At 56.7% G+C, this 20,966-nt stretch carries 17 protein-coding genes; 8 read left to right on the top strand and 9 right to left on the bottom strand.

What is annotated here, in order from left to right:
- Positions 1 to 12: 12 nt before the first annotated feature.
- Both fliK and RGAI101_RS13135 read left to right on the top strand, forming a co-directional pair.
- Positions 13 to 1,974, top strand: a complete 1,962-nt coding sequence (gene fliK, locus RGAI101_RS13140) for a flagellar hook-length control protein FliK (RefSeq protein ID WP_198133699.1) — start codon at positions 13 to 15, stop codon at positions 1,972 to 1,974.
- Positions 1,975 to 1,984: 10 nt separating this feature from the next.
- Positions 1,985 to 2,650 (top strand): flagellar hook capping FlgD N-terminal domain-containing protein, encoded by a 666-nt coding sequence (locus RGAI101_RS13135; protein WP_037228228.1) that lies wholly within the window; start codon positions 1,985 to 1,987, stop codon positions 2,648 to 2,650.
- Here RGAI101_RS13135 and RGAI101_RS13130 read toward each other — a convergent pair.
- The 6 genes from RGAI101_RS13130 to RGAI101_RS13105 all read right to left on the bottom strand — a co-directional run bounded on the left by RGAI101_RS13130 (position 2,647) and on the right by RGAI101_RS13105 (position 9,355).
- Positions 2,647 to 3,966, bottom strand: a complete 1,320-nt coding sequence (locus RGAI101_RS13130) for a UDP-glucose dehydrogenase family protein (RefSeq protein ID WP_008225249.1) — start codon at positions 3,964 to 3,966, stop codon at positions 2,647 to 2,649. The two genes, RGAI101_RS13135 and RGAI101_RS13130, sit on opposite strands and share 4 nt — an antisense overlap.
- A gap of 65 nt (positions 3,967 to 4,031) precedes the next feature.
- Positions 4,032 to 5,360: an NAD(P)/FAD-dependent oxidoreductase gene (locus RGAI101_RS13125; protein WP_008225967.1), complete on the bottom strand. Its 1,329-nt coding sequence runs from the start codon at positions 5,358 to 5,360 to the stop codon at positions 4,032 to 4,034.
- A complete protein-coding gene (locus RGAI101_RS13120; protein WP_008225434.1) occupies positions 5,357 to 6,178 on the bottom strand; it encodes an ABC transporter permease in 822 nt (273 codons plus the stop codon). Before RGAI101_RS13120 ends, RGAI101_RS13125 begins: the two co-directional genes overlap by 4 nt.
- Positions 6,175 to 7,050: an ABC transporter permease subunit gene (locus RGAI101_RS13115; RefSeq protein ID WP_037229577.1), complete on the bottom strand. Its 876-nt coding sequence runs from the start codon at positions 7,048 to 7,050 to the stop codon at positions 6,175 to 6,177. The genes RGAI101_RS13120 and RGAI101_RS13115 overlap by 4 nt, the downstream gene beginning before the upstream one ends.
- 2 nt (positions 7,051 to 7,052) lie before the next feature.
- Positions 7,053 to 8,180 (bottom strand): ABC transporter ATP-binding protein, encoded by a 1,128-nt coding sequence (locus RGAI101_RS13110; protein WP_008225770.1) that lies wholly within the window; start codon positions 8,178 to 8,180, stop codon positions 7,053 to 7,055.
- 89 nt (positions 8,181 to 8,269) lie between these two features.
- Positions 8,270 to 9,355 (bottom strand): polyamine ABC transporter substrate-binding protein, encoded by a 1,086-nt coding sequence (locus RGAI101_RS13105; RefSeq protein WP_008228752.1) that lies wholly within the window; start codon positions 9,353 to 9,355, stop codon positions 8,270 to 8,272.
- Between the two features lie 146 nt (positions 9,356 to 9,501).
- Between RGAI101_RS13105 and RGAI101_RS13100 the strand changes: the two genes are divergently transcribed.
- Together RGAI101_RS13100 and RGAI101_RS13095 are read left to right on the top strand one after the other, a co-directional pair.
- Complete coding sequence (locus RGAI101_RS13100) at positions 9,502 to 10,182, top strand: GntR family transcriptional regulator (protein ID WP_008224973.1); 681 nt, start codon at positions 9,502 to 9,504, stop codon at positions 10,180 to 10,182.
- Positions 10,183 to 10,273: 91 nt separating this feature from the next.
- Positions 10,274 to 11,704 (top strand): aspartate aminotransferase family protein, encoded by a 1,431-nt coding sequence (locus RGAI101_RS13095; protein ID WP_008228742.1) that lies wholly within the window; start codon positions 10,274 to 10,276, stop codon positions 11,702 to 11,704.
- A gap of 33 nt (positions 11,705 to 11,737) precedes the next feature.
- Here the strand turns inward: RGAI101_RS13095 and argE are convergent, their stop codons facing one another.
- Positions 11,738 to 12,892, bottom strand: a complete 1,155-nt coding sequence (argE, locus tag RGAI101_RS13090; protein ID WP_008228927.1) for an acetylornithine deacetylase — start codon at positions 12,890 to 12,892, stop codon at positions 11,738 to 11,740.
- Positions 12,889 to 14,079, bottom strand: coding sequence for a M24 family metallopeptidase (locus tag RGAI101_RS13085; RefSeq protein WP_008228433.1), 1,191 nt, complete (start codon positions 14,077 to 14,079; stop codon positions 12,889 to 12,891). The genes argE and RGAI101_RS13085 overlap by 4 nt, the downstream gene beginning before the upstream one ends.
- Positions 14,080 to 14,328: 249 nt before the next feature.
- Between RGAI101_RS13085 and RGAI101_RS13080 the strand changes: the two genes are divergently transcribed.
- The 4 genes from RGAI101_RS13080 (at position 14,329) to RGAI101_RS13065 (ending at position 19,625) form a co-directional block, all read left to right on the top strand.
- On the top strand, positions 14,329 to 15,429 hold the full coding sequence (locus RGAI101_RS13080) for an ABC transporter ATP-binding protein (protein WP_008225827.1): 1,101 nt from the start codon (positions 14,329 to 14,331) through the stop codon (positions 15,427 to 15,429).
- Positions 15,430 to 15,541: 112 nt separating this feature from the next.
- The gene (locus RGAI101_RS13075) at positions 15,542 to 16,657 is read left to right on the top strand and encodes an extracellular solute-binding protein (protein ID WP_008228640.1); all 1,116 of its coding nucleotides are present in this window, start codon (positions 15,542 to 15,544) and stop codon (positions 16,655 to 16,657) included.
- Between the two features lie 99 nt (positions 16,658 to 16,756).
- Positions 16,757 to 18,442: an ABC transporter permease gene (locus tag RGAI101_RS13070; protein WP_008225826.1), complete on the top strand. Its 1,686-nt coding sequence runs from the start codon at positions 16,757 to 16,759 to the stop codon at positions 18,440 to 18,442.
- Between the two features lie 4 nt (positions 18,443 to 18,446).
- Entirely contained in the window at positions 18,447 to 19,625 is a 1,179-nt protein-coding gene (locus RGAI101_RS13065) for an ABC transporter permease (protein WP_008226111.1), read from the top strand.
- A 79-nt stretch (positions 19,626 to 19,704) separates the two neighbouring features.
- Here the strand turns inward: RGAI101_RS13065 and RGAI101_RS13060 are convergent, their stop codons facing one another.
- Complete coding sequence (locus RGAI101_RS13060) at positions 19,705 to 20,940, bottom strand: lytic murein transglycosylase (protein ID WP_157044679.1); 1,236 nt, start codon at positions 20,938 to 20,940, stop codon at positions 19,705 to 19,707.
- Between the last annotated feature and the right edge of the window lie 26 nt (positions 20,941 to 20,966).

Here is a 20,966-nt window from a genome sequence, read left to right as displayed (position 1 = left end):
CGGAGAATCCAAATGCAATTTCTTCAAGCGCTTCCAGTTGCGCCAACTGAGGTCAAAACCTCTCAGGCCAATCCCGCATATGCTCATGCGAATAGCGAAAACCAGTCATCGAGAACCCAACTTTTCTCAGATGTTTTCGAAGGGGTTTCTAAGGATACACCTGAAACGGAAGTGTCTGATCAGGCGCTTCCCACAAAGCGCGAGGCTGTTGATAAGGCCCACAACACAGCATCCGATACCGCCCCAGAAGCAAAAACAGCGCGAGAGAAAACTGACGCGGTTTTGGATGAAACACCTCAGGACCAGCGTGCTTTGGACAGCAAAGACCCGCACGAAGTACGGGATCAAATCGACATCGATCAACCCGACCCGTCAACATCCGCCCAGAAAACAACGCGTATCATTCCCGTGCTTGAGGGTATGATAATGCCAAGCTTGGTGCAGCCATTGTCAAAGGTGATGACATCGTTAAGCCATGCTCCCAATGCAGCCGAGCTAGGAAATAATGCACTCCAAATTGATGACAACGGAAATTCTGCCCCCGCCACTGGGCCTCAGTCGGCCCGAGAAACGGAGACTAAGAATTTTCAAACTCCGGGCCTGCAAATACGCCAAAACACCCCTTCACCTAATCCAGATCTAGCCCTGAACGCAGTTCGGCTCCAGAAGATACAATTTCCAGATTCACAGGCTTCGCAAACAGTTTCTTTGCGAGAAAGGACCCAAGTCACGGCTTCAGAAGCACATCTAGTGCCACGGAACCAGCATGACAGCCTAGGCGGCCAAACCGGGGATATAAAAATGTCTCAATCGCCGACCGCAACGGAAAAGCAACTGGTCCTCCTTAACTCTCAACCCTTGGCCCAAACGGGTGAAGGCACACTTTCAGATGTTACGCGGCCCCCGGTGTTAGTAAGCGCGGAAAATCACAACATACCGAAATCCGAGACAAAGATGGCAATCGCCGAAACCGGCCAGCAAAAAACTGATCAAATCTATAACATTCGCCAGCACAACACAGGCATTGAAAAGCTGCCAGCCGATGAACAGATTTCACGCATCGTTCCTGAAGAAAGGTTTATGAGTTCCGTACAACAGAACTCGGCGATGCCAAGGCAGCAAAACACAGCCCCACCATTGCTGCGTGACGGGGATTTCCCGACGCAGCTACATGGCGGCCAAGCAACCCAAGAACCCTCTACTTCAAGAACTCAGCAAGGCTCGGCAATTCAAAATATTCCTATTAATGTTGAGCAAGCCACTCTCGTACAAAAATCAACAACAGGCGAAAAAGTATTTCAACGAGATGTTGAAGGTCACACTGTTCCAAAGGATTCAGATCAGACGACAGCACTGTATGTCGTCGGCAAGTCAAATGCTTGGCAGAGTGCGAAAACCCAAATTTCTGGACAGGGGCACCAAAGGCCTTCTTTCGTCACTGACTCCACAGCCAACCTAAGCACTGGGGACCTAGAAATCGACCCTCCTCTTTCTGATGAGCTGGGGTCCCTGCCGGGCACCGATCATCCAAGGGCTACGACCCAGAACATGGGACTCGCAGTCGGGAAAGCAGATATGCCGCAGCATATTCCAAGACAACTGGCTGAGGTCGTTCATGCAAACAACGGGAAATCCGTAGATGTTGCACTAAGCCCGGAAGAATTGGGACGCGTCAAGCTTTCGATTGTTGCGGCAGATAACGGGGTAGTAGTCAGCATTCTCGCCGAGCGTCCTGAGACTTTGGAGCTGCTTCGTCGTCACATTGATCAGCTCAATCAAGAGCTTCGCGAACTAGGTTATCAAAACCCTAGATTCTCTTTCAGCAATGAAAACCCTGATCCCGGCAGGGACCGCAGCTCATCCCTTACTGGAGATTCGCCGAACGCCGATCAAGAAATCCAGTTGCCCCGTTCAACAGCGAATGGCGAACAACCTTCAACAGGCCCTCAGGCCGGTCTTGACCTGCGGATATAAAGGAAAAACCATGAGTATAACTGCTACCTCCCTGACAGCCGCAACGCCTGCCGCCACAGAGGCTCAGCCCAAATCAAAAAGTGTTATATCTTCAGATTTTGAAACATTCTTGAAAATGCTGACGACACAGGCAAGGTATCAAGACCCGCTTGAACCCATTGATTCCTCAGAATATTCAGCACAGCTGGCCCAGTTTTCGATGGTTGAACAGCAGGTGAAGTCAAACGACTTGTTGACGGCGCTAACCACCCAGATCGGGGGTGGTAATATCGGGCAGGTCGCCGGGTGGATCGGGATGGAAGCGCGTTCGACGGCACCAGTGCAATTCAATGGTGCCCCTCTCACAATCGCACCGAACATAGCGGCGTCGGCCGATTCGGCTCAACTCATCGTTTACGACGCACAGGGCAAAGAGGTCCAACGCAGCCCGCTGTCTCTTTCTGAAAGCCAAGTGCAATGGGCTGGCGTTTCAAGTGATGGTACACCATTCGCAAACGGCCTTTATACTTTTGGCGTCGAAAGCAAAGCGAGTGGTCAAGTGATCAGTACCACGCCAGCCGAAAGCTACTCTCGCATTGTCGAGGCACGTATCGAGAATAGCGGCTCCCGCCTGATATTGGCAGGAGGGAGCGAGATTACGGCTGATCAGATAAGAGCGCTGCGTGAGACTGACTAAATACCGTATCCTTCACGGCCAATTGACACATAGGCCGTGAAGCCAGCCCGCTCAGCGTCTTTGGGATTATAGATATTCCGAAGGTCCGCCATGACCGGCGATGTCATGCGCTTGGCCATGCGCTCAAGGTCCAATGCCCTAAATTCATTCCACTCAGTCATCAGAACGACGGCATCCGCGTCTTGTGCTGCCTCGTAGGCATCCTCAAGCCAAGACACTCCCGGAAGCAAAGCTTCACCCTCGCGCTTGCCCTGCGGATCGACGACACGAACTTTTGCACCGTTTCCGACCAAAGAAGGGACAATCGTCAAGCTTGGCGAATCGCGCATGTCATCCGTATTAGGTTTGAAGGTCACCCCCAAAACAGCAATCACCTTGCCGTTCACCGACCCGCCGCAAATGTCGACAACCTTATCGACCATGCGGCGCTTAACCTCATCGTTTACCTTGATGACGGTTTCAGTCAATTGCATCGGGCTTGAATGATCTTGCCCCATGCGGGCCAATGCCTGCGTATCTTTCGGAAAACAGCTGCCGCCGTATCCTGGTCCTGCGTGGAGGAATTTTGATCCGATCCGACCGTCCAGCCCCATGCCTTTCGACACCATTTTTACGTCTGCGCCAACACGTTCGCATAAAGCGGCAATTTCATTGATAAAGGTGATCTTTGTCGCCAAAAACGCATTTGCTGCGTATTTGATCATTTCAGCGCTTTCCAAATCAGTCGACATGATTGGAAACTCGCGCAGATAAAGTGGGCGGTAGATATCATTCATCACCTCGGCTGCGCGATCACTCTCGACCCCGACAACCACACGATCAGGGCGCATGAAATCATCAATCGCAGCCCCCTCACGGAGAAACTCCGGGTTCGATGCAACGTCGAATTCCAGCGCCGGATTGGCTTTTTCGATGACATTTTTAACCTGCCGGTTTGTCCCGACCGGTACCGTCGATTTGGTTACAACCACGGCATAACCCGTCAAGGCAGAAGCGATTTCCTCGGCTGCGGCCATGACAAAGGTCAAATCGGCGTGGCCATCGCCCCGGCGCGTTGGGGTCCCGACAGCGATAAAGACAGCATCGGCCCCATCAACCGCCTTCGCAAGGTCCAGCGTAAACGAAAGCCGGCCAGCGGCCACGTTTTTCGCCATCAGATCTTCCAGGCCGGGTTCGTAAATCGGGGCGATCCCCTTTTCCAGTTGGGCGATTTTCTTGGGGTCTTTATCGACACAAATTACGTCATGCCCAAAATCAGAGAAGCAAACGCCGGAAACCAATCCAACATAACCGGTGCCAATCATCGCAATTTTCATAAATCAGTATTCCTAATTAAATTTGGTTTTTAACTGCGCCAAACGCACGCCCGTGTCAATTCCATCTAACGATCAGCAAGCGCAAAACCAAGATAGGCCAAAGGCATAACCGCGCGGCGAAGCGACCCGAATTCAAATTTCTTCAGCGGCCTCTGCATCGATTTTGGGTAGGGGCCATCAAAGGTCTTACCCATCACGACGTTTGCGATCATGGCACCTGAATAACTTCCCATCGCGACCCCGTTGCCGTGATAACACAGGGTCGCAAAGAGATTGTTATGGCCCGGAATCCCGCCCACGAAAGGCATCTGATCGCGCGCGATGCATACCATACCGGACCAGGCATAGGGGGTTTCCACCCCGGACCATGCCGGGAACATCGCCTCAAAGTCGCGTCTGACACGATCAAGCGCGCGACCTTCGGCGGTCGGGCCTGTCATAAGTCCACCCCGCATGCCGAAAAGCATCCTGCGGTCTGGCATTAGACGGAAATAATGCAGCAGGTTGCGCGTATCATAGACCATTTGATCACTGGTCCAGCCAGCGGTTGCCAGCTCTTGGATCGACAGGGGACGTGTCACGATTACCGAAGATTGCGCCGGCATGTAGCGACCGGCAAGCCACTCGGGCAAATCTTCCGAGGAGTAGCCGTTCGTCGCAACGATCACCTTATCAGCCCTAAGGATCCCGCCCTGCGTTCTGATTTCGTAGCTGTCCCCGCGCCGATTGATCTGCTGCGCTGCCGTATCATGATAAATCCGCGCGCCTGCCGCTTCTGCTGCTGCCGCCAGCCCGGTGATATATTTACGCGGGTTCAGCCCGAACCCCGCCGGAATCGTCAGCCCCCCATGAAAGGGCCCCTTCAAACCATGCGCTTCAAGGTCTTTCTTTTCGATGAGCGTTGCATCAAGCCCGTAGTTTTCCTTGATCTGTGCAACGCGCGCCCGCAAATCGTCCATATCACGGGGCCGATGGGCCAATTCGGTTTCGCCGTTCGAATGACGGTCAACGTCGATGTCGAAACGTTTGGTCAAGGCATCAACCAAAGTGATGGCCGCCATTTCTGTAGCGCGGTACGCCAATCGGTCTTCGCGGCCAAATTTGCGGTCCAGCGCGGCGTCGCCCAACCGCCCGCCGCCAAGGCAACAAAATCCGCCATTGCGTCCCGAGGCACCCCAACCGACATACCGGTTCTCGAGCACGACCGCTTTCACGCCAGCCTCGGCCAGATGAAGCGCGGCTGAAATGCCCGTGAAACCACCGCCGATGATAGCAACATCGCAGGTTTCATCCTGTTCAAGTGCTGGTCGCACCGGAATATCGCAGGTCTGATCCCACCAGCACTGCGCCCGCGGCGCATCGCTGTAGGCAAAGGCGTCGTAAATATGTTTCACGTGGCCCCGCGTTCTGCGGCCTGCATGTCCTGCTGTGCCTTTATCGCGCTACGTTTGGAAACAAGCGATGCACTAATCACGCCGACGGTGACGATGGCAATCATGATCGTCGACAGCGCGTTGATCTCGGGAGAGACACCAAGGCGCACGGCGCTCCAGATCTTGATCGGGAGCGTCGTTGCAGACGGTCCGGTCGTGAACGACGCAATCACCAGATCGTCCAGCGACAGCGTGAAGGCCAACAGCCAGCCCGAGATTACGGCCGGCGCGATGATCGGCAGGGTCACCAACCGAAAGGCGTCAAAGGCAGAACAGCCCAGATCAAGCGCCGCTTCCTCCAGCGAGCGATCGAAGGACACCAGACGCGATGACACGACAACCGAGACATAGCACATCGAAAATGTCGTATGCGCCAGCACGATGGTCAGCACACCGCGATCAAGGCCGACGCCGATGAAAAGCAATAACAAGGACAGGCCCGTGATTACTTCGGGCATCACCAGCGGGGCATAGATCATACCGGAAAACAAAGTGCGCCCCATGAACCGCCCGCCCCGCACCAGAACGTAGGCTGCCATTGTCCCCAGAAGTGTCGCCAAGGTCGACGATGCCACGGCGACCTTCAACGTGACCAAAGCGGCATCCAGAAACTCTTCGTTCTGCATCAATTCGCCGTACCATTTGGTTGAAAAACCGGCCCAGACGGTCACCAGTTTCGAGCTGTTGAAGCTGTAGATCACCAACAGCACCATCGGCAGGTACAAAAATGCGAACCCAAGGGTCAGCGACGTGACGGTAAACCAACTTGTGCGCTTCACGTTTCAGCCTCCGCTTGGCGCTGCTGGTTGCGCTGGAACAGGATGATCGGGACGATCAGGATCAGCAGCAAGATCACTGCCACCGCACTTGCGACGGGCCAATCCCGGTTGTTGAAGAATTCTTCGAACAGGACTTTGCCGATCATCAGCGTGCCGGACCCACCCAGAAGCGACGGAATAACGAATTCGCCTAGCGCAGGGATGAACACTAGAAAGCAGCCAGCGATGATCCCGTTGCGCGACAGCGGCACCGTCACCAGCCAAAACGCCTTGCTGCGCGAACAGCCCAAATCCTCGGCGGCTTCGATCAGGGATTCGTCCAGTCGGTCAAGTGCGGCGTAAATCGGCAGGATCATGAACGGCAAGTAAGTGTAGACGATCCCGATATAGACCGCTGTCGTCGTATTCAGAATGGTCAGCGGTTCACCGATGATGCCCGTCCAAAGCAGGAACTGGTTCAACAGCCCCTCATTGCTTAGAATGCCCACCCACGCATAGACCCGGATCAGAAAGCTGGTCCAGAACGGCAAGATTACCAGCATCATCAGTGTTGGCCGCCATTCTTCCGGCGCACGCGCCATCCCGTAGGCCATCGGATAGCCAACCATCAACGCCAATGCCGTTGAAAACAGGGCGATCTTCAAGCTGCTCAGATAGGCCTTCCAATACAGATCGTCGGTCGTCAGAAACACAAAGTTTTCCAGATCGAAATCTGCGAACATCTGCGCAAAACCGTCTTTCATCGTTGGCGCATAAGGCGGGATCGACAGCGCAAGATCGGAAAGCGAAATCTTGAACACGATCACGAAGGGGATCAGGAACAGCGCCAATAGCCACGCATAGGGTATCGCGATCAGAAAGAACCGACGCATGTTCATCGCTCCAGCAACACGCCAGCGGTGCCGTTCCACGACACCCAGACCTTGTCTTCCCAAGTGATACTGCGGCGGGACAAACGGCGGGTGTTGGCGGTCTGCGCCTTGATGATCATCCCCCCCGCCAGTTGAACATAGTAGGTGCTGAGGTTGCCCAGATAGGCGATGTCCAGCACGCTGCCCTGCACGGCGTTCTTCGCCTCGTCCGGTTTTTCCGTCGTGATCGCGATCTTTTCGGGGCGGATCGCGAGATGCGCAGTTTGCCCGTCACTAAACGGCACTTCCGACGTCGCGAGCAATGGCGCTTCGTTGGCGGCCCAGTCAAGGTGGTACATCCCGTCACCTGCGGCTTTGACCTTGCCTTCGATGATATTAACATCCCCAATGAAATCAGCAACATAGACTGAATTCGGGGCCTCATAAATGCCGTCCGGCGTGGCGACCTGAATGACGCGGCCTTCGTCCATGACAGCCACACGGCTGGCAACGGTCATCGCTTCTTCCTGGTCGTGGGTCACGATCACAAAGGTGGTGCCGGTACTCTCTTGAATGTCCATCAATTCGAACTGCGTATCCTGGCGCAACTTCTTGTCCAGCGCGCCGAGCGGTTCATCCAGCAGCAACAGCTTCGGTGCCTTCGCCAGGGACCGTGCCAGCGCCACGCGCTGCCGTTGGCCACCGGAAATCTGATGCGGTTTGCGCCGCGCGAATTTCGTCAACCGGGTCAGCTTGAGCATCTCATCAACCCGTGCCGCAATCGCATCCTTGGCCATGTCGCCACGCTTCAGACCGAAGGCAATATTTTCCCAGACGCTCAGGTGCGGGAACAGCGCGTAGGACTGGAACATCATGTTCACCGCGCGCTTGTTCGGCGGGATGCCCGCAATATTCTTGCCAGAAAGCTCCATCTTGCCCGAGGTCGGGTTTTCAAACCCTGCAAGCATCCGCATCATCGTCGTCTTGCCGCAGCCGGATGGGCCAAGCAGCGCGAAAAATTCCTTTTCGTATATATTCAGCGTCAGATCATCGATCGCCGTAAAGTCACCGAATTTCTTAGTGACATTCTCGAACCGGATCAGCGGCTTTTGATCCGGGTCATCCCAAGGGGCAAATATTTTCTGGCTCACTTTGGGGCATTCCTTTGCACAGACCGGAAACGGACGGGGGGCAGAAAAAAAGGGCAGGACCAAAACGCCCTGCCCCTGATCAAATCAGATTAGGTACCGGATTTGACCTTTGTCCACAGGCGCGTGACGACACGCTGCACTTTGGGTGAATAAGGCGACGTGGTATAGAGGTTCTCGAGCGTTGCCTCGTCAGGATAGATCGCGGAATCGCCAATCACGTCTTCGACCAGGAACTCCTGGCTCGCCTTGTTGCCGTTGGCATAATAGACGTAGTTGGACGCCGCCGCCATGTTCTGCGCATCCATGATGAAGTTCAGGAACTTATGCGCGCCATCGGGGTTCGGCGCATCGACCGGGATCGCCATGTTGTCAAACCACATCAACGCACCTTCTTTCGGGGCGTAATATTCGATTTCCACACCATTGTCGGCCTCTGCCGCGCGGTCGCGCGCCTGCAGGATATCGCCAGACCATCCGAAGGCCACGCAGATTTCGCCGTTGGCCAATGCGTTGATGTATTCGGAACTGTGATATTTCTGAACGTAAGGCGCGATGGCGGTCAGAACGGGTTCTGCCTTCTCGATGGTCTCGACGTCTTGCGCGTCAGGGTTTTCACCGATGTACTTCAACGCCGCCGGGATCATTTCGACCGGTGCATCCAGAAACTGAACGCCGCAGGACGCCAGCTTTTCCATGTTCGCGGGGTCCATGACCAATGCAAGCGAATCAACCGGCGCATCTTCGCCCAGCACTTCCTTGACCTTGTTGATGTTCACGCCAAGGCCGGTGGTTCCCCACATGTAGTTGATCGCGTATTCATTACCGGGGTCATATTTCGCCACCCGCGTATCGATCACATCCCACATGTTCGCGAGGTTGGGCAGCTTGGATTTGTCCAGCTTCTGAAACGCGCCCGCCGAAATCTGGCGCTGCAGGAAGGTGCCCGACGGCACGACGACGTCATAGCCGGACCCGCCCGCAAGCATCTTGGTTTCAAGCACTTCGTTGCTGTCGAACACGTCGTAGATCAGGTCGATCCCGGTTTCGTCCTCAAACTTTTGCAGCAAGGATTCGTCGATATAATCGGACCAGTTGTAAACACGCACCTCTTCGCCAAAGGCAGAGGTTGCGATCAGGGCAGTTGCGGCCACGCCGCTTAATATGCCGTATTTCATTCGATTGCTCCCGTTGGTTAGACCCGGTTGATCCCGGCCTTTCATCAATTTGATCAAGTTTTGCGTCTTGCGACAAGTTGATTTATCGTTTCATGCAAGCGTACCCTTCGCAAGCTTCACCCGTTGACCATATTTTGAGCAGGCACATGACATTAACTGACGTCACGATTTCACCCGATCTGACACCGGACATTGCGTCGAAAATTCCGGCGCATCAACATGTCTATGCACATCTGCGCACCTTGATCCTTTTCGGCGATCTGGCACCGGGACAAGCCGTCACCATCCAAGGGCTGACCAGCCTTCTGAATGCCGGGATGACGCCCGTGCGCGAAGCCTTGCGCCGCCTGATCGCCGAAGGTGCCCTGATCCATCAGGGCAATCGCCGCGTCGTTGTTCCCAGCCTGACCGCTGCTGACACGGAAGAACTGGGTTTTATCCGTAAAACACTGGAACCAGAGCTGGCCCGCCGCGCCACAACACGGATGACACCCGAAGGACTGGACCGCTTGACGCAGACCGATGTCCTGCTCAACTCGGCCATTGCGCGCGGTGATATCGGCGAATACCTGACCCGGAACTACCAGTTTCATGCCCAGATTTACAGCTGCGCCGATGCTCCGATCACCAGCGAAACCGTGGACCGGCTTTGGCTGCGTTTCGGGCCATCGCTGCGGGTTGTGTGCGGACGTTTCGGCACCTTGAACCTGCCCGACAAACACGCCGATCTTCTCGCCGCTTTCCAGAACCGCGACGCGGCTGCCGCAGCCCATGCCATGGCCGAAGACGTCGCCCAAGGCATGCGGCAAATTCAGGCTTCGCTTTAATTTCCGACACATCTGCAGCGATTCGATTGACTCGGCATAATTTGATCATATTGTTTGGCCAAAGCTTTTTCTCATGCCCTGAGGTGCACAAATGTCCCATATCACCAACCACATGCCCACCGCTGAACTCCAGGCTCTGGATGCCGCGCATCACATGCACCCGTTCACAACCAATGATGAACTTGCCGCAAAGGGCGCGCGCATCATCACCAGCGCCAAGGGCGTTTACCTGACCGACAGCGAAGGCAACAAGATCTTGGACGCCATGGCAGGCCTGTGGTGCGTCAACATCGGCTACGGCCGTCAGGAAATGGCGGATGTCGCGGCGCGCCAGATGCTGGAACTGAACTATTACAACACCTTCTTCATGACATCGCATGTGCCTGCCATCGCACTGGCCAAGGAAATCGCAAGCCTCGCCCCCGGCGACCTGAACCATGTTTTCTTTGCCGGCTCGGGGTCCGAGGCGAATGACACCAACATCCGCATGGTCCGCACCTATTGGGCGATGAAGGGCAAGCCCGAGAAATCCCACATCATCAGCCGCAAGAACGCCTATCACGGGTCCTCCATGGGGTCCGGATCGCTGGGCGGAATGAGCTACATGCACGAACAGGGCGGCATGCCGATCCCCGGCATCCACCACATCAACCAACCCGATTGGTGGGCCGAGGGTGGCGATCATACGCCCGAAGCCTTTGGCCTTGCCCGTGCGCAAGAACTTGAGGCGAAAATCCTTGAGCTTGGTGCGGACAACGTCGCGGCCTTTATCGGTGAGCCGGTCCAAGGGGCTGGCGGCGTTATCGTTCCGCCCAGCACCTACTGGCCCGAAATCCAGCGCATTTGCGACAAATACAATGTCCTGATCATCGCTGACGAAGTGATCTGCGGGTTCGGTCGTACCGGCAACTGGTTCGGCTCGCAGACCATGGGGATCAAGCCGCACATCATGACAATCGCCAAGGGGCTCAGCTCGGGCTATCAGCCCATCGGTGGGTCGATCGTCTGCGACGAAATTGCCGAAGTCATCAATTCAGGCGAATTCAATCACGGGTACACCTATTCCGGTCACCCGGTCTGCTCTGCCGTCGCGCTGGAAAACCTGCGTATCCTTCAAGACGAAAACATCCTTGATCACGTGAACACTGTCGCCGGTCCCGCCCTCAAGGAAGGGCTGGATAAGCTGTCCGAACATCCGCTTGTGGGCGGCGTCAACATCTCGGGCATGATGGCGTCCTTGCCACTGTCCCCGCGCAAGGAAACACGGTCGAAATTTGCCAGCGACGCGGGCACCGTCGGCTACATGTGCCGCGAACGGTGCTTTGCCAACAATCTGGTGATGCGCCATGTCGGCGACCGCATGATCATTTCCCCGCCGCTGGTCATCACGCCCGAAGAAATCAACACCTTCATGACCCGCGCCAAGAAAGCGTTGGATGAAACCTATACCGCGCTAAAGGACGGCGATCTGCTGAAAGCTGCCGAGGATCACATCCACGATGCCGACTCGCCTTTGGGCTGAACCGGTTTCGGGGCGCGAGCGTAACTTGCGCCCCTACACCAACCTTTGCCCAAGGCGTTCCAGCATGCCAAGGCAGGCATCAAGCTGGTCGAGGCTGACGAATTCATCGGGCTTGTGCGCCTGCGCAATCGACCCGGGCCCGCACACGATGACATCCATGCCCATCTGCTGAAACAGACCGGCCTCGGTGCCGAACGGGACAACGCCAGCGCTGTTCGCCCCCAACAACCCCACCATCAGATCGCGCGCGGCGTTTTCGGTCATGGGTTCAAGGCCCACGACTTCGCCCAACGTCTCGGTCGAGATATCGGCCTGCGGATAGACAGCGCGCATTTGGGGCAGCAAATCCTGTTCGATAAATGCCTCCATCGTGTCTTTGACAAAGCGGAAATCACTGGTTTGCACAGGGCGGAATTCCCAATCGACCTCGGCCTTGCCGACAATCACGTTATGCGCATGACCGCCCTGAACCCGCCCAATGTTGATCGTGGTATAGGGCGGCTCGAACCGGCTGCCTGCCGGGACCCGCGCCCGCAAATCTTCGCGCAGCGCCATCAGGCGGGCCACATATCGCACCGCGTATTCGGCAGCGTTCACGCCCAGATCGGGCGACGACCCGTGCCCCTCAAGCCCCTCGAACCGCGTGGTGTATTCGCAGCATCCCTTGTGGCCCTCGATCACGCGCATCTCTGTCGGCTCTCCGATGATGGCGATGTCGGGCTTGATGCCAAGGCGGGTCAGTTCCGGGATCAGCGCCTGCGCGCCCAGACATCCGGTTTCTTCGTCATAGGTAAAGGCGAAATGCACCGGGCGCTTCAATGGCAGCGCGGCATAACGTTCGGCCATCACGACACTTGCCGCGATGAACCCTTTCATGTCGCAAGTACCGCGCCCGTAAAGCAGACCGTCGGCCTGTCGCATCTGGAACGGATCGCTTGACCAATCCTGATCCGTCACAGGCACAACATCGGAATGACCCGACAGCAATACCCCCCCCGGGACGTCCGGCCCAAGGCTGCCGAACAAGGTCGCCTTGCTGCCGGTTTCATCGCCAAAGATATGCGTGCGCGCACCAAGCGATTGCAACCTGCCGGACAGGTCGATGATCATCTCGAGATTGCTGTCGGTCGAAACGGTCGGATAGGCAATCAGCCGATCCAGCAGGTCAACGGTCGCTTGCAGGGTCATTTAACGAACATCTTCCGGGGTCGATTGCAGAAGGTTTCTGCCGCGCCATCTTCGCGGATGCGGATGCTTTCGGTGATCTCGATCCCCCAATCCTTCATCCAGAGACCGGGCATGAAATGGAAGGTCATGTTCGGCTCTAGCACAGTCTCGTCCTCGGACCGCAGCGATATCGTGCGTTCGCCCCAATCCGGAGGATAGCTGATCCCGATCGGGTAACCACAGCGCGCTCCGCGTTCGATCCCTGCCTTTTCCAGCGGTGCGGCAAGCGCATTTGCCACGTCGCAAGCACGGTTCCCGGCACGCGCCTTATCCAGACCGGCCTCCAACCCTTCGACCAGCGCGGCCTCGGCCCGTTTCAGGAAATCGGGCGGCGTTCCAAGGAACAGCGTCCGGCAAAACGGCGCGTGATAGCGTCGGTAACAGCCTGAAATCTCGAAAAACGTTGCCTCTCCGGTTGCAAAGGGCCGGCCATCCCATGTCAGATGCGGCGCGGCGGCGTCTGATCCTGATGGTAACAGCGGCACGATCGCAGGATAATCCCCCCACGCGCCGTCAACGCCACGGATCGCATCACGGTATATCTCGGCGACGATCTCATTCTTGGGCACGCCTGGTTCAACCCGCTCTAGCAAGCCATCAACGATCTTTTCGGAAATCTGCGCCGCCTTGCGCATAAAGGCCAGTTCAGGTTCGGATTTGACGGTACGTTTCCAGTTCACCAAAGCCGTGGCATCGACCACCTGCGCCTTGGGAAGGCTTTCGCAAAGCGACGCATGCGCCTTGGCCGAATAATAGTAGTTGTCCATTTCGACACCGATGCGCCCCGCCTCGACACCAGCGCCCGCAAGATGCTTGGCAAGGTCCTGCATCGGGTGACGTTCTGTCGACTGGACAAAGCCATCGGCATACCCGCGCACCGCATCGGCCCCCATCCACACCGTTCTAAGCGCGCCATTGGTGTCCTGATTGCGCCCCCACCAGATCGGATCGGCATCAGGCAAGATAATTACGCCCTGGTGCACATAAAATGACCATCCGTCGTATCCGGTCAGCCACGCCTGGTTGCTGGGATCGGTCACGAAAAGCGCATCAAGCCCGCGTCTGGACATCTCATCGCGCACCAGTTTCAGGCGACGGTCATATTCTAAAGGGGAAAATGGCAGATCAATTGCGGGCATATAAAGCATCCTTTCCAACGCCGGGTGAGTCTTAGATTGGGGCAGGTTCGTCAGGCCAGCAATCCTAATAACGCGAGAATCCCTGCTTAATTTGCAGTCGAAAACACTAAAACCGGCAGAATAACCGGATTTCTTCCTGCAAATGGGACATTTCCCAAGAAACCAGCGTTAATTGGTTGCAAACTTTGGGACAGCCCGCTTTAACTTTCGGTCAACAAGTGCTCAAGCACAGAAAAAAATGAAATAGGGAGCCAACTTTTGGCAGATACGTCAGCAACAAATGCGTTTGTCGAATTTGAACGCGTACAAAAAAGCTATGACGGCGAAAATCTAGTCGTCAAAGACCTGAACCTATCCATGCCCAAGGGCGAATTCCTGACAATGCTTGGGCCATCGGGATCGGGCAAGACAACTTGCCTGATGATGCTGGCCGGGTTCGAGACCGCCACACACGGCGATATCCGCCTTGACGGCAAGTCGATCAACAACATCCCACCGCACAAGCGCGGCATCGGCATGGTGTTCCAGAACTACGCTCTGTTCCCGCATATGACAGTCGCCGAAAACCTCGCCTTTCCGCTGGAAGTCCGCAAGATCGGCAAGTCCGAGCGTGAAAAGCAGGTCAAGATCGCGCTGGACCGGGTTCAGATGGGCGACTTTGGCGGCCGCCGCCCTGCGCAACTTTCCGGTGGTCAACAACAGCGTGTCGCCTTGGCCCGCGCTTTGGTGTTTGAACCCGAACTGGTCCTGATGGACGAACCCTTGGGTGCCTTGGATAAACAACTGCGCGAAACCTTGCAGTTCGAGATCACGCATCTTGCCCACGAACTGGGTATTACCGTTGTCTATGTGACCCACGACCAAACCGAAGCGCTGACCATGTCGGACCGCGTTGCCGTGTTTGAAAACGGTCGCATCCAACAGTTGGCCCCGCCGGATTTGCTGTACGAAGAGCCCGAAAACAGCTTTGTTGCGCAGTTCATCGGCGAAAACAACACGCTGGAAGGCGTCGTAAAAGAGATCAAGGGTGGCACCTGCATTGTGCAGCTTGATGGGGGCGGCCTGATCGAGGCCAAGCCGATCAACGTGACCAAGGCAGGCGAACGCACCCGTGTGTCGATCCGGCCCGAACGCGTTGAATTCAACAAGGACCGGATGGCCGAAGGCGCACATACGCTGAAAGCCGAAGTGCTTGAGTTCGTCTATATGGGCGACATTTTCCGCACGCGTTTGCGCGTCGCGGGGACCGACAACTTTATCATCAAAACTCGCAACGCACCGGATCAGGTACGCCTGAAGCCGGGCCAGCAGATTGAAATCGGCTGGCTTGCAGAAGATTGCCGCGCGCTAGATGCATAGCGTCTGACGGCAGTGTGCCGCCCCAACGTCGGGCGGCACCCGAAGTAGGCTGTGGTTAAGCCCGATATCACATCCTCAAGAACCAAACGGGTAATAATTGGGAGACTACCGAATGAAGTTTACAACAACGCTACTCGCTTCTTCTGCGATTGTTGGCGCTGGCACATTGGCCTTCGCCGATGCACACGGCAACATGGCCAAGGAAATGACGCTTGTATCCTGGGGTGGCGCTTACCAGTCCAGCCAAGACAAGGCATACGTCCAGCCTTATCTGGAAATGAACGAAGGTGTGACGGCAGTTTGGGACGAAAGCTCGGCCGAAGCGGTCGCAAAGCTGCGTGCCATGAACGAAGCCGGCAACATCACCTGGGATCTGGTCGACGTCGTAGCAGCCGATGCCATCCGTCTGTGTGACGAAGGTCTGGCGATGGAAATCGACGCCGACGAAATGCTGGCAGCAGCGCCCGATGGCACATCTGCCTCCGATGATTTCGGCGATTTGCTGGTCAGCGACTGCTTTATCCCGCAGATCGTTTATTCGACCACGTTCGGCTACCGCACGGACATGGTAGGCGACACGCCTCCGACAAAAATCTGTGACGTGTTCGATCTGGAAGCATATCCTGGCAAGCGCGCCCTGGAAAAGCGTCCAATCAACAACATGGAATGGGCTTTGCTTTGTGACGGCGTCGCAAAAGACGAAGTCTATGACGTTCTGGCAACACCAGAAGGTCAGGAAAAGGCTTTGGCCAAGCTCGACACCATCAAGGACAACGTAATCTGGTGGTCCGCCGGTGCTGACACGCCCCAGCTGTTGGCCGATGGCGAAGTCGTCATGGGTTCGACCTATAACGGTCGTCTGTTCAGCGTGATCGAAGAGCAGAAGCAGCCCGTTGCAATGCTTTGGGATGCTCAGGTGTTTGACCTTGACGGTTGGATCATCCCAGCAGGCCTGTCCGACGAACGTCTGGCGCGTGTGAAAGACTTCGTCAAGTTCGCGACAGACACACAGCGTCTGGCCGATCAATCGCAGTACATCAGCTACGGTCCTGCACGTTTGTCCTCCGCTCCTATGGTTGGCAAGCACGCAGATCTGGGTATCGAAATGGCACCACACATGCCAACCGATCCAGCGAACGCCGAAAACACGTTCCTGTACAACTACGAGTTCTGGGCTGACTACCGCGACGACATCGACGCGAAGTTCCAGGCATGGTTGGCGCAATAAGCGTTTGAACCTACCGGAGGGGGCCATATCGGCCCCTTCCACACTTATTCGTTTTTCCATTTTCCGATTTTCACACCGATCCAACCCCGTGGGGCCGATATGAGCGATGTAAACAATGCGACCACAGCACTAGATGCCGAGCGTGCCGAGAAAGAATACTCGGGCCCGATGCTCGCAGCCGATGGCACACCGCTAAAACGCAGTCTGAACCGCGCCTTACGCCGTCAGAAACTGCGCGCATTGCTGCTGATTGCCCCGCTATTGATTTTCGTGCTGGTCACATTCATTGCCCCCATCGCCGACATGCTGTTCCGGTCTGTCGAAAACGAGATCGTCCAGGATACACTGCCGCGCACCACAGAAGCGTTGGAACAATGGAGCGGAGAAGACGGTACGACCCCTGATGCGCCTGTTTACAAAGCGCTTTATCAAGACATCTACATTGCCCAGGAACGCAAGCTGCACACCCGTCTGGGATCACGGCTGAACTATGAGCTGACCGGCGCATCGTCCCTGTTCCGCAAATCAGGCCGTGGCGTTGATGACATCGGAGAGGTCTATCAGGACCAGTTCGAAGATCTGAACGAATTCTGGAAGAAAGGCGAGAACTGGAACGAAGTCCTCGGCTCTGACGCGTGGTTGGCCCAGATCAAGGATTGGGACAAATCCGCCGGCACGCCACAGCCTGCCTTTGAAATGCGCGATGGCATTGCCGACATCTTTCCGCAAACAGCCGGCTATTACATGATCTTCGCCGACTTCGTGCAAAACGAAGACGAAGACAATCTGTACAAGGAAGACCCTTGGCCCCTGATCTATTCCGCCTTCTACGATGATCTGACCGGCGATACCGCCTCCGTGATCGCCAGCTACTCAGGCCCCGGCGCAACCGAGATTGCCGAAGCCGCCGCCGCAGCGACGGGCTTTGAGACCGTTGATTACAAGGAAGCCTTCACCAAGATCGACAAAGACTGGGGGGCCAGCCCGATCTGGGGCACCATCCGCGCCTACAGCCCAAGATTCACCAACGGCTATTTCCTTAACTCCATCGACATGCAGAAATCGGCCGATGGCGCTGAATTCCGACCTGAAAACGAACGGATCTACGGCACGTTGTTCCTGCGCACGCTGTTCATGTCGGTCTGCATCACGCTCAGCTGCATCCTGCTGGGCTATCCGGTGGCCTGGATCCTGGCCAACCTGCCCGCGCGCACGGCCAACCTGTTGATGATCCTCGTGCTCTTGCCGTTCTGGACATCACTGCTGGTGCGGACATCCGCCTGGAAGGTGATGTTGCAACAGCAAGGCGTGGTGAATGACACGCTGGTCTGGCTTGGGGTCGTTGCAGATGACAGTCGACTGGCCCTGATCAACAACCAGACCGGCACGATCATCGCGATGACGCATATTCTGCTGCCCTTCATGATCCTGCCGCTGTATTCGGTGATGAAGACAGTCCCGCCAAGCTATCTGAGGGCCGCGAAATCCTTGGGGGCGACCAACTGGACAGCCTTCTGGCGGGTTTACTTTCCGCAATCCGTGCCGGGCATCGGGGCCGGGTCGATCCTCGTGTTCATCCTGTCGATCGGCTACTACATTACACCCGAAATCGTCGGCGGCACGACCGGTACCTTCATCTCGAACCGGATCGCCTATCACATCTCAAGCTCTCTGAACTGGGGCCTCGCCGCCGCACTTGGGGCAATCCTGCTCGCCGTCGTCCTGGGGCTCTACTATGCCTATGACAAGATCGTCGGCATCGATAACGTGAAACTGGGAGGCTAAAGCAATGGTCGCACTCACACCAATCTCCCGCAAACCCGTTTCCTTCTACGTTCCTGTGGTGGCTGCCGCAGGTGCTGTGGCCGGCCTTTTCGTGGGCACGGCGAATGGCAGCGGTCTGCTGGGCATCCTCATCGGGGCCGTCATCATGGGCGCGCTCGCGTTTGTCCTGACGCAGATCGTCAAGAACGAACAGATCAGCCGCTGGGCGACCATCGTTGCCCTCGGGATCGTCGGCTTTCTCATGGGCGGTATTCCGGCCATGTTGATCGGTGCGGCGTTCGGGTGGTTCTTCAGCTGGTTCAGTTTCTGGCTCTACGAAGGCCGCTACCGCGCCAAGATCCCACCCTACCTGACCCCCGGCCAGGTGCTCTGGCACTATGCATTCCGGGTGATCTGCGGCGCGATCTTCGTGTTCCTGATCACACCGATTTTGGTCGTGATGCCACTCAGCTTCAACGCCGAGAACTTCTTTACCTTCACCCCGGAAATGCTGCGTTTTGATCCAGCCGGATATTCGCTGAAGCATTACCAGGACTTCTTCAACAGCTCCGACTGGCAAGGTGCCGTCTGGAACTCTCTCAAGATCGCACCCGCCGCGACACTGCTGTCAGTCAGCTTCGGGACCTTGGCGGCCATCGGCCTCAGCCAACCCCACGTTCCGTTCCGCCGCGCGATCATGGCGGTCCTGATCTCGCCGATGATCGTGCCGCTGATCATCTCGGCTGCGGGCATGTACTTCTTCTACAGCCGCGTTGGCCTGCAAGGCACAACCTTGGGCGTCATTCTGGCCCATGCCGCGCTTGGCATCCCCTTCGTCATCATCACTGTGACCGCGACGCTGGTGGGCTTTGACCGCTCGCTGACACGCGCAGCGGCGAACATGGGCGCAAACCCGGTCACGACCTTCTTCCGGGTGCAAATGCCGCTGATCCTGCCGGGCGTTATCTCCGGTGGCCTTTTCGCCTTCATCACCTCGTTTGACGAAGTCGTCGTGGTCCTCTTCGTCGGGTCAGCTGGCCAGAAGACCCTGCCGTGGCAGATGTTCACCGGCCTGCGCGAACAGATCAGCCCGACCATCCTCGCGGTCGCAACGATCCTTGTGGGCATCTCGATCTGCCTGCTCACCGTGGTCGAACTGCTCCGCCGCCGGTCCGAACGCCTGCGCGGCATGTCACCCGGCTGATCCGCATTTTCCAAATGGACTAAAATCCTCGCCGAAGGCACGTCCAAGGCCCCCCTTCGGGGTCTTGGACATAAAAGAATCAGCCTGCTGCCCGCACGCGGTCCAACAGCCGCAGTGACGCATAGCCATCAGGCAAATACCCCTGCGCCTCCTGAAAACGACGCACGGCATTGATGGTCAACGGACCAATCTTCGCATCGATCTTGACCGTATCAAAGCCAAGCGCCGTAAGCCGGGTTTGCAGTTCGATCCTCTCGTCAAATGTCAAAGCGCGATCCTGCACGGGCCAGCTTTGTTCTATCGGCCTGCCGCCTGCGATCCGGTCGCTCAGGTGGCCGACGCCGATCACATAGGCATCCGCGGTGTTATACCGCTCGATCACCTCGAAGTTCGAAAAAATCATGAACGCCGCCCCCTCTGCCCCGCCGGGTAAAAGGATGGACGCCTGCCCGTGGTCCCCGACGGTGGCCCCCGCCATATTCACCACGCCAAGGGCTGCCCAGTCATCCGGCGACTTAAGAACGTCCCGGTTTGCCAACAGATAATCGAACCCTTCCGGCAGTTGCACTTCGACACCCCAGGGCTGCCCCTGCGTCCAGCCGAAATGCTTCAGATACGCCGCCGTCGATGCAAGCGCATCGCGCGGGTCGTCCCCCCAGATGTCGCGCTTTGCATCACCGGTGAAATCAACCGCATGACGCTGGAATGACGAGGGCATGAACTGCGTATGCCCCATGGCACCCGCCCAGCTTCCCTTCATCTGATCGGGCTGCGTGTCACCGGCCTGCAATATCCGAAGGGCATCCAGCAGCTCGCTCTCGAAAAAGTCACGCCGCCGCCCGTCATAGGCCAGCGACGCGAGCGACGTCAGCACGTTGTCGCCCCCCCGGAACGTGCCATAGGCGCTTTCCAACCCCCAGATCGCGACGACGACCTCCTTTTCGACACCATATGTCTTTTCGATCTGCTCAAGCGCGGCGCGGTTGTCGGCCAAGGCCTTCTTGCCATTCGCGATCCGCAAATCAGAGGTCGCGGTTTTCAGGTATTCCCAAATCGTCTTGGTAAATTCCGACTGGTTGCGATCCCGCTGGATAACATCCGCGTCATAGCGCACGCCGGTCATCGCGGCGTCAAACACCTGCGCATCAATGCCAGCCGTCACGGCGCGGCTGCGAAAACCGGCAAGCCAGGTTTGCAATCCCGCGTCGTTTCCCGCGTGGGCCATAGCCGTGGCAGCGCCACTCGCTTGCGCAAAAACGGGCATTGCCCCGACGCCCAGCAGCGCTGCCAGCATCCATATTCGAACAGGTTTCATCCGCCGCTCCCTTGGCTATTTCAGCC

This window comes from Roseobacter sp. GAI101 (assembly GCF_000156335.1).
In the GTDB taxonomy this organism is placed as follows: Bacteria; Pseudomonadota; Alphaproteobacteria; order Rhodobacterales; family Rhodobacteraceae; genus Sulfitobacter.
Note: the sequence above shows the minus strand (reverse complement) of the source record. Positions and strands in the feature narration are given on the sequence as shown.

Coding starts and splice junctions, on each gene's coding strand:
- fliK (WP_198133699.1), top strand. CDS start 13: ATGCAATTTCTTCAAGCGCTTCCAGTTGCGCCAACTGAGGTCAAAACC.
- RGAI101_RS13135 (WP_037228228.1), top strand. CDS start 1,985: ATGAGTATAACTGCTACCTCCCTGACAGCCGCAACGCCTGCCGCCACA.
- RGAI101_RS13130 (WP_008225249.1), bottom strand. CDS start 3,966: ATGAAAATTGCGATGATTGGCACCGGTTATGTTGGATTGGTTTCCGGC.
- RGAI101_RS13115 (WP_037229577.1), bottom strand. CDS start 7,050: ATGCGTCGGTTCTTTCTGATCGCGATACCCTATGCGTGGCTATTGGCG.
- RGAI101_RS13105 (WP_008228752.1), bottom strand. CDS start 9,355: ATGAAATACGGCATATTAAGCGGCGTGGCCGCAACTGCCCTGATCGCA.
- RGAI101_RS13100 (WP_008224973.1), top strand. CDS start 9,502: ATGACATTAACTGACGTCACGATTTCACCCGATCTGACACCGGACATT.
- RGAI101_RS13095 (WP_008228742.1), top strand. CDS start 10,274: ATGTCCCATATCACCAACCACATGCCCACCGCTGAACTCCAGGCTCTG.
- argE (WP_008228927.1), bottom strand. CDS start 12,892: ATGACCCTGCAAGCGACCGTTGACCTGCTGGATCGGCTGATTGCCTAT.
- RGAI101_RS13085 (WP_008228433.1), bottom strand. CDS start 14,079: ATGCTTTATATGCCCGCAATTGATCTGCCATTTTCCCCTTTAGAATAT.
- RGAI101_RS13075 (WP_008228640.1), top strand. CDS start 15,542: ATGAAGTTTACAACAACGCTACTCGCTTCTTCTGCGATTGTTGGCGCT.
- RGAI101_RS13070 (WP_008225826.1), top strand. CDS start 16,757: ATGAGCGATGTAAACAATGCGACCACAGCACTAGATGCCGAGCGTGCC.
- RGAI101_RS13065 (WP_008226111.1), top strand. CDS start 18,447: ATGGTCGCACTCACACCAATCTCCCGCAAACCCGTTTCCTTCTACGTT.
- RGAI101_RS13060 (WP_157044679.1), bottom strand. CDS start 20,940: ATGAAACCTGTTCGAATATGGATGCTGGCAGCGCTGCTGGGCGTCGGG.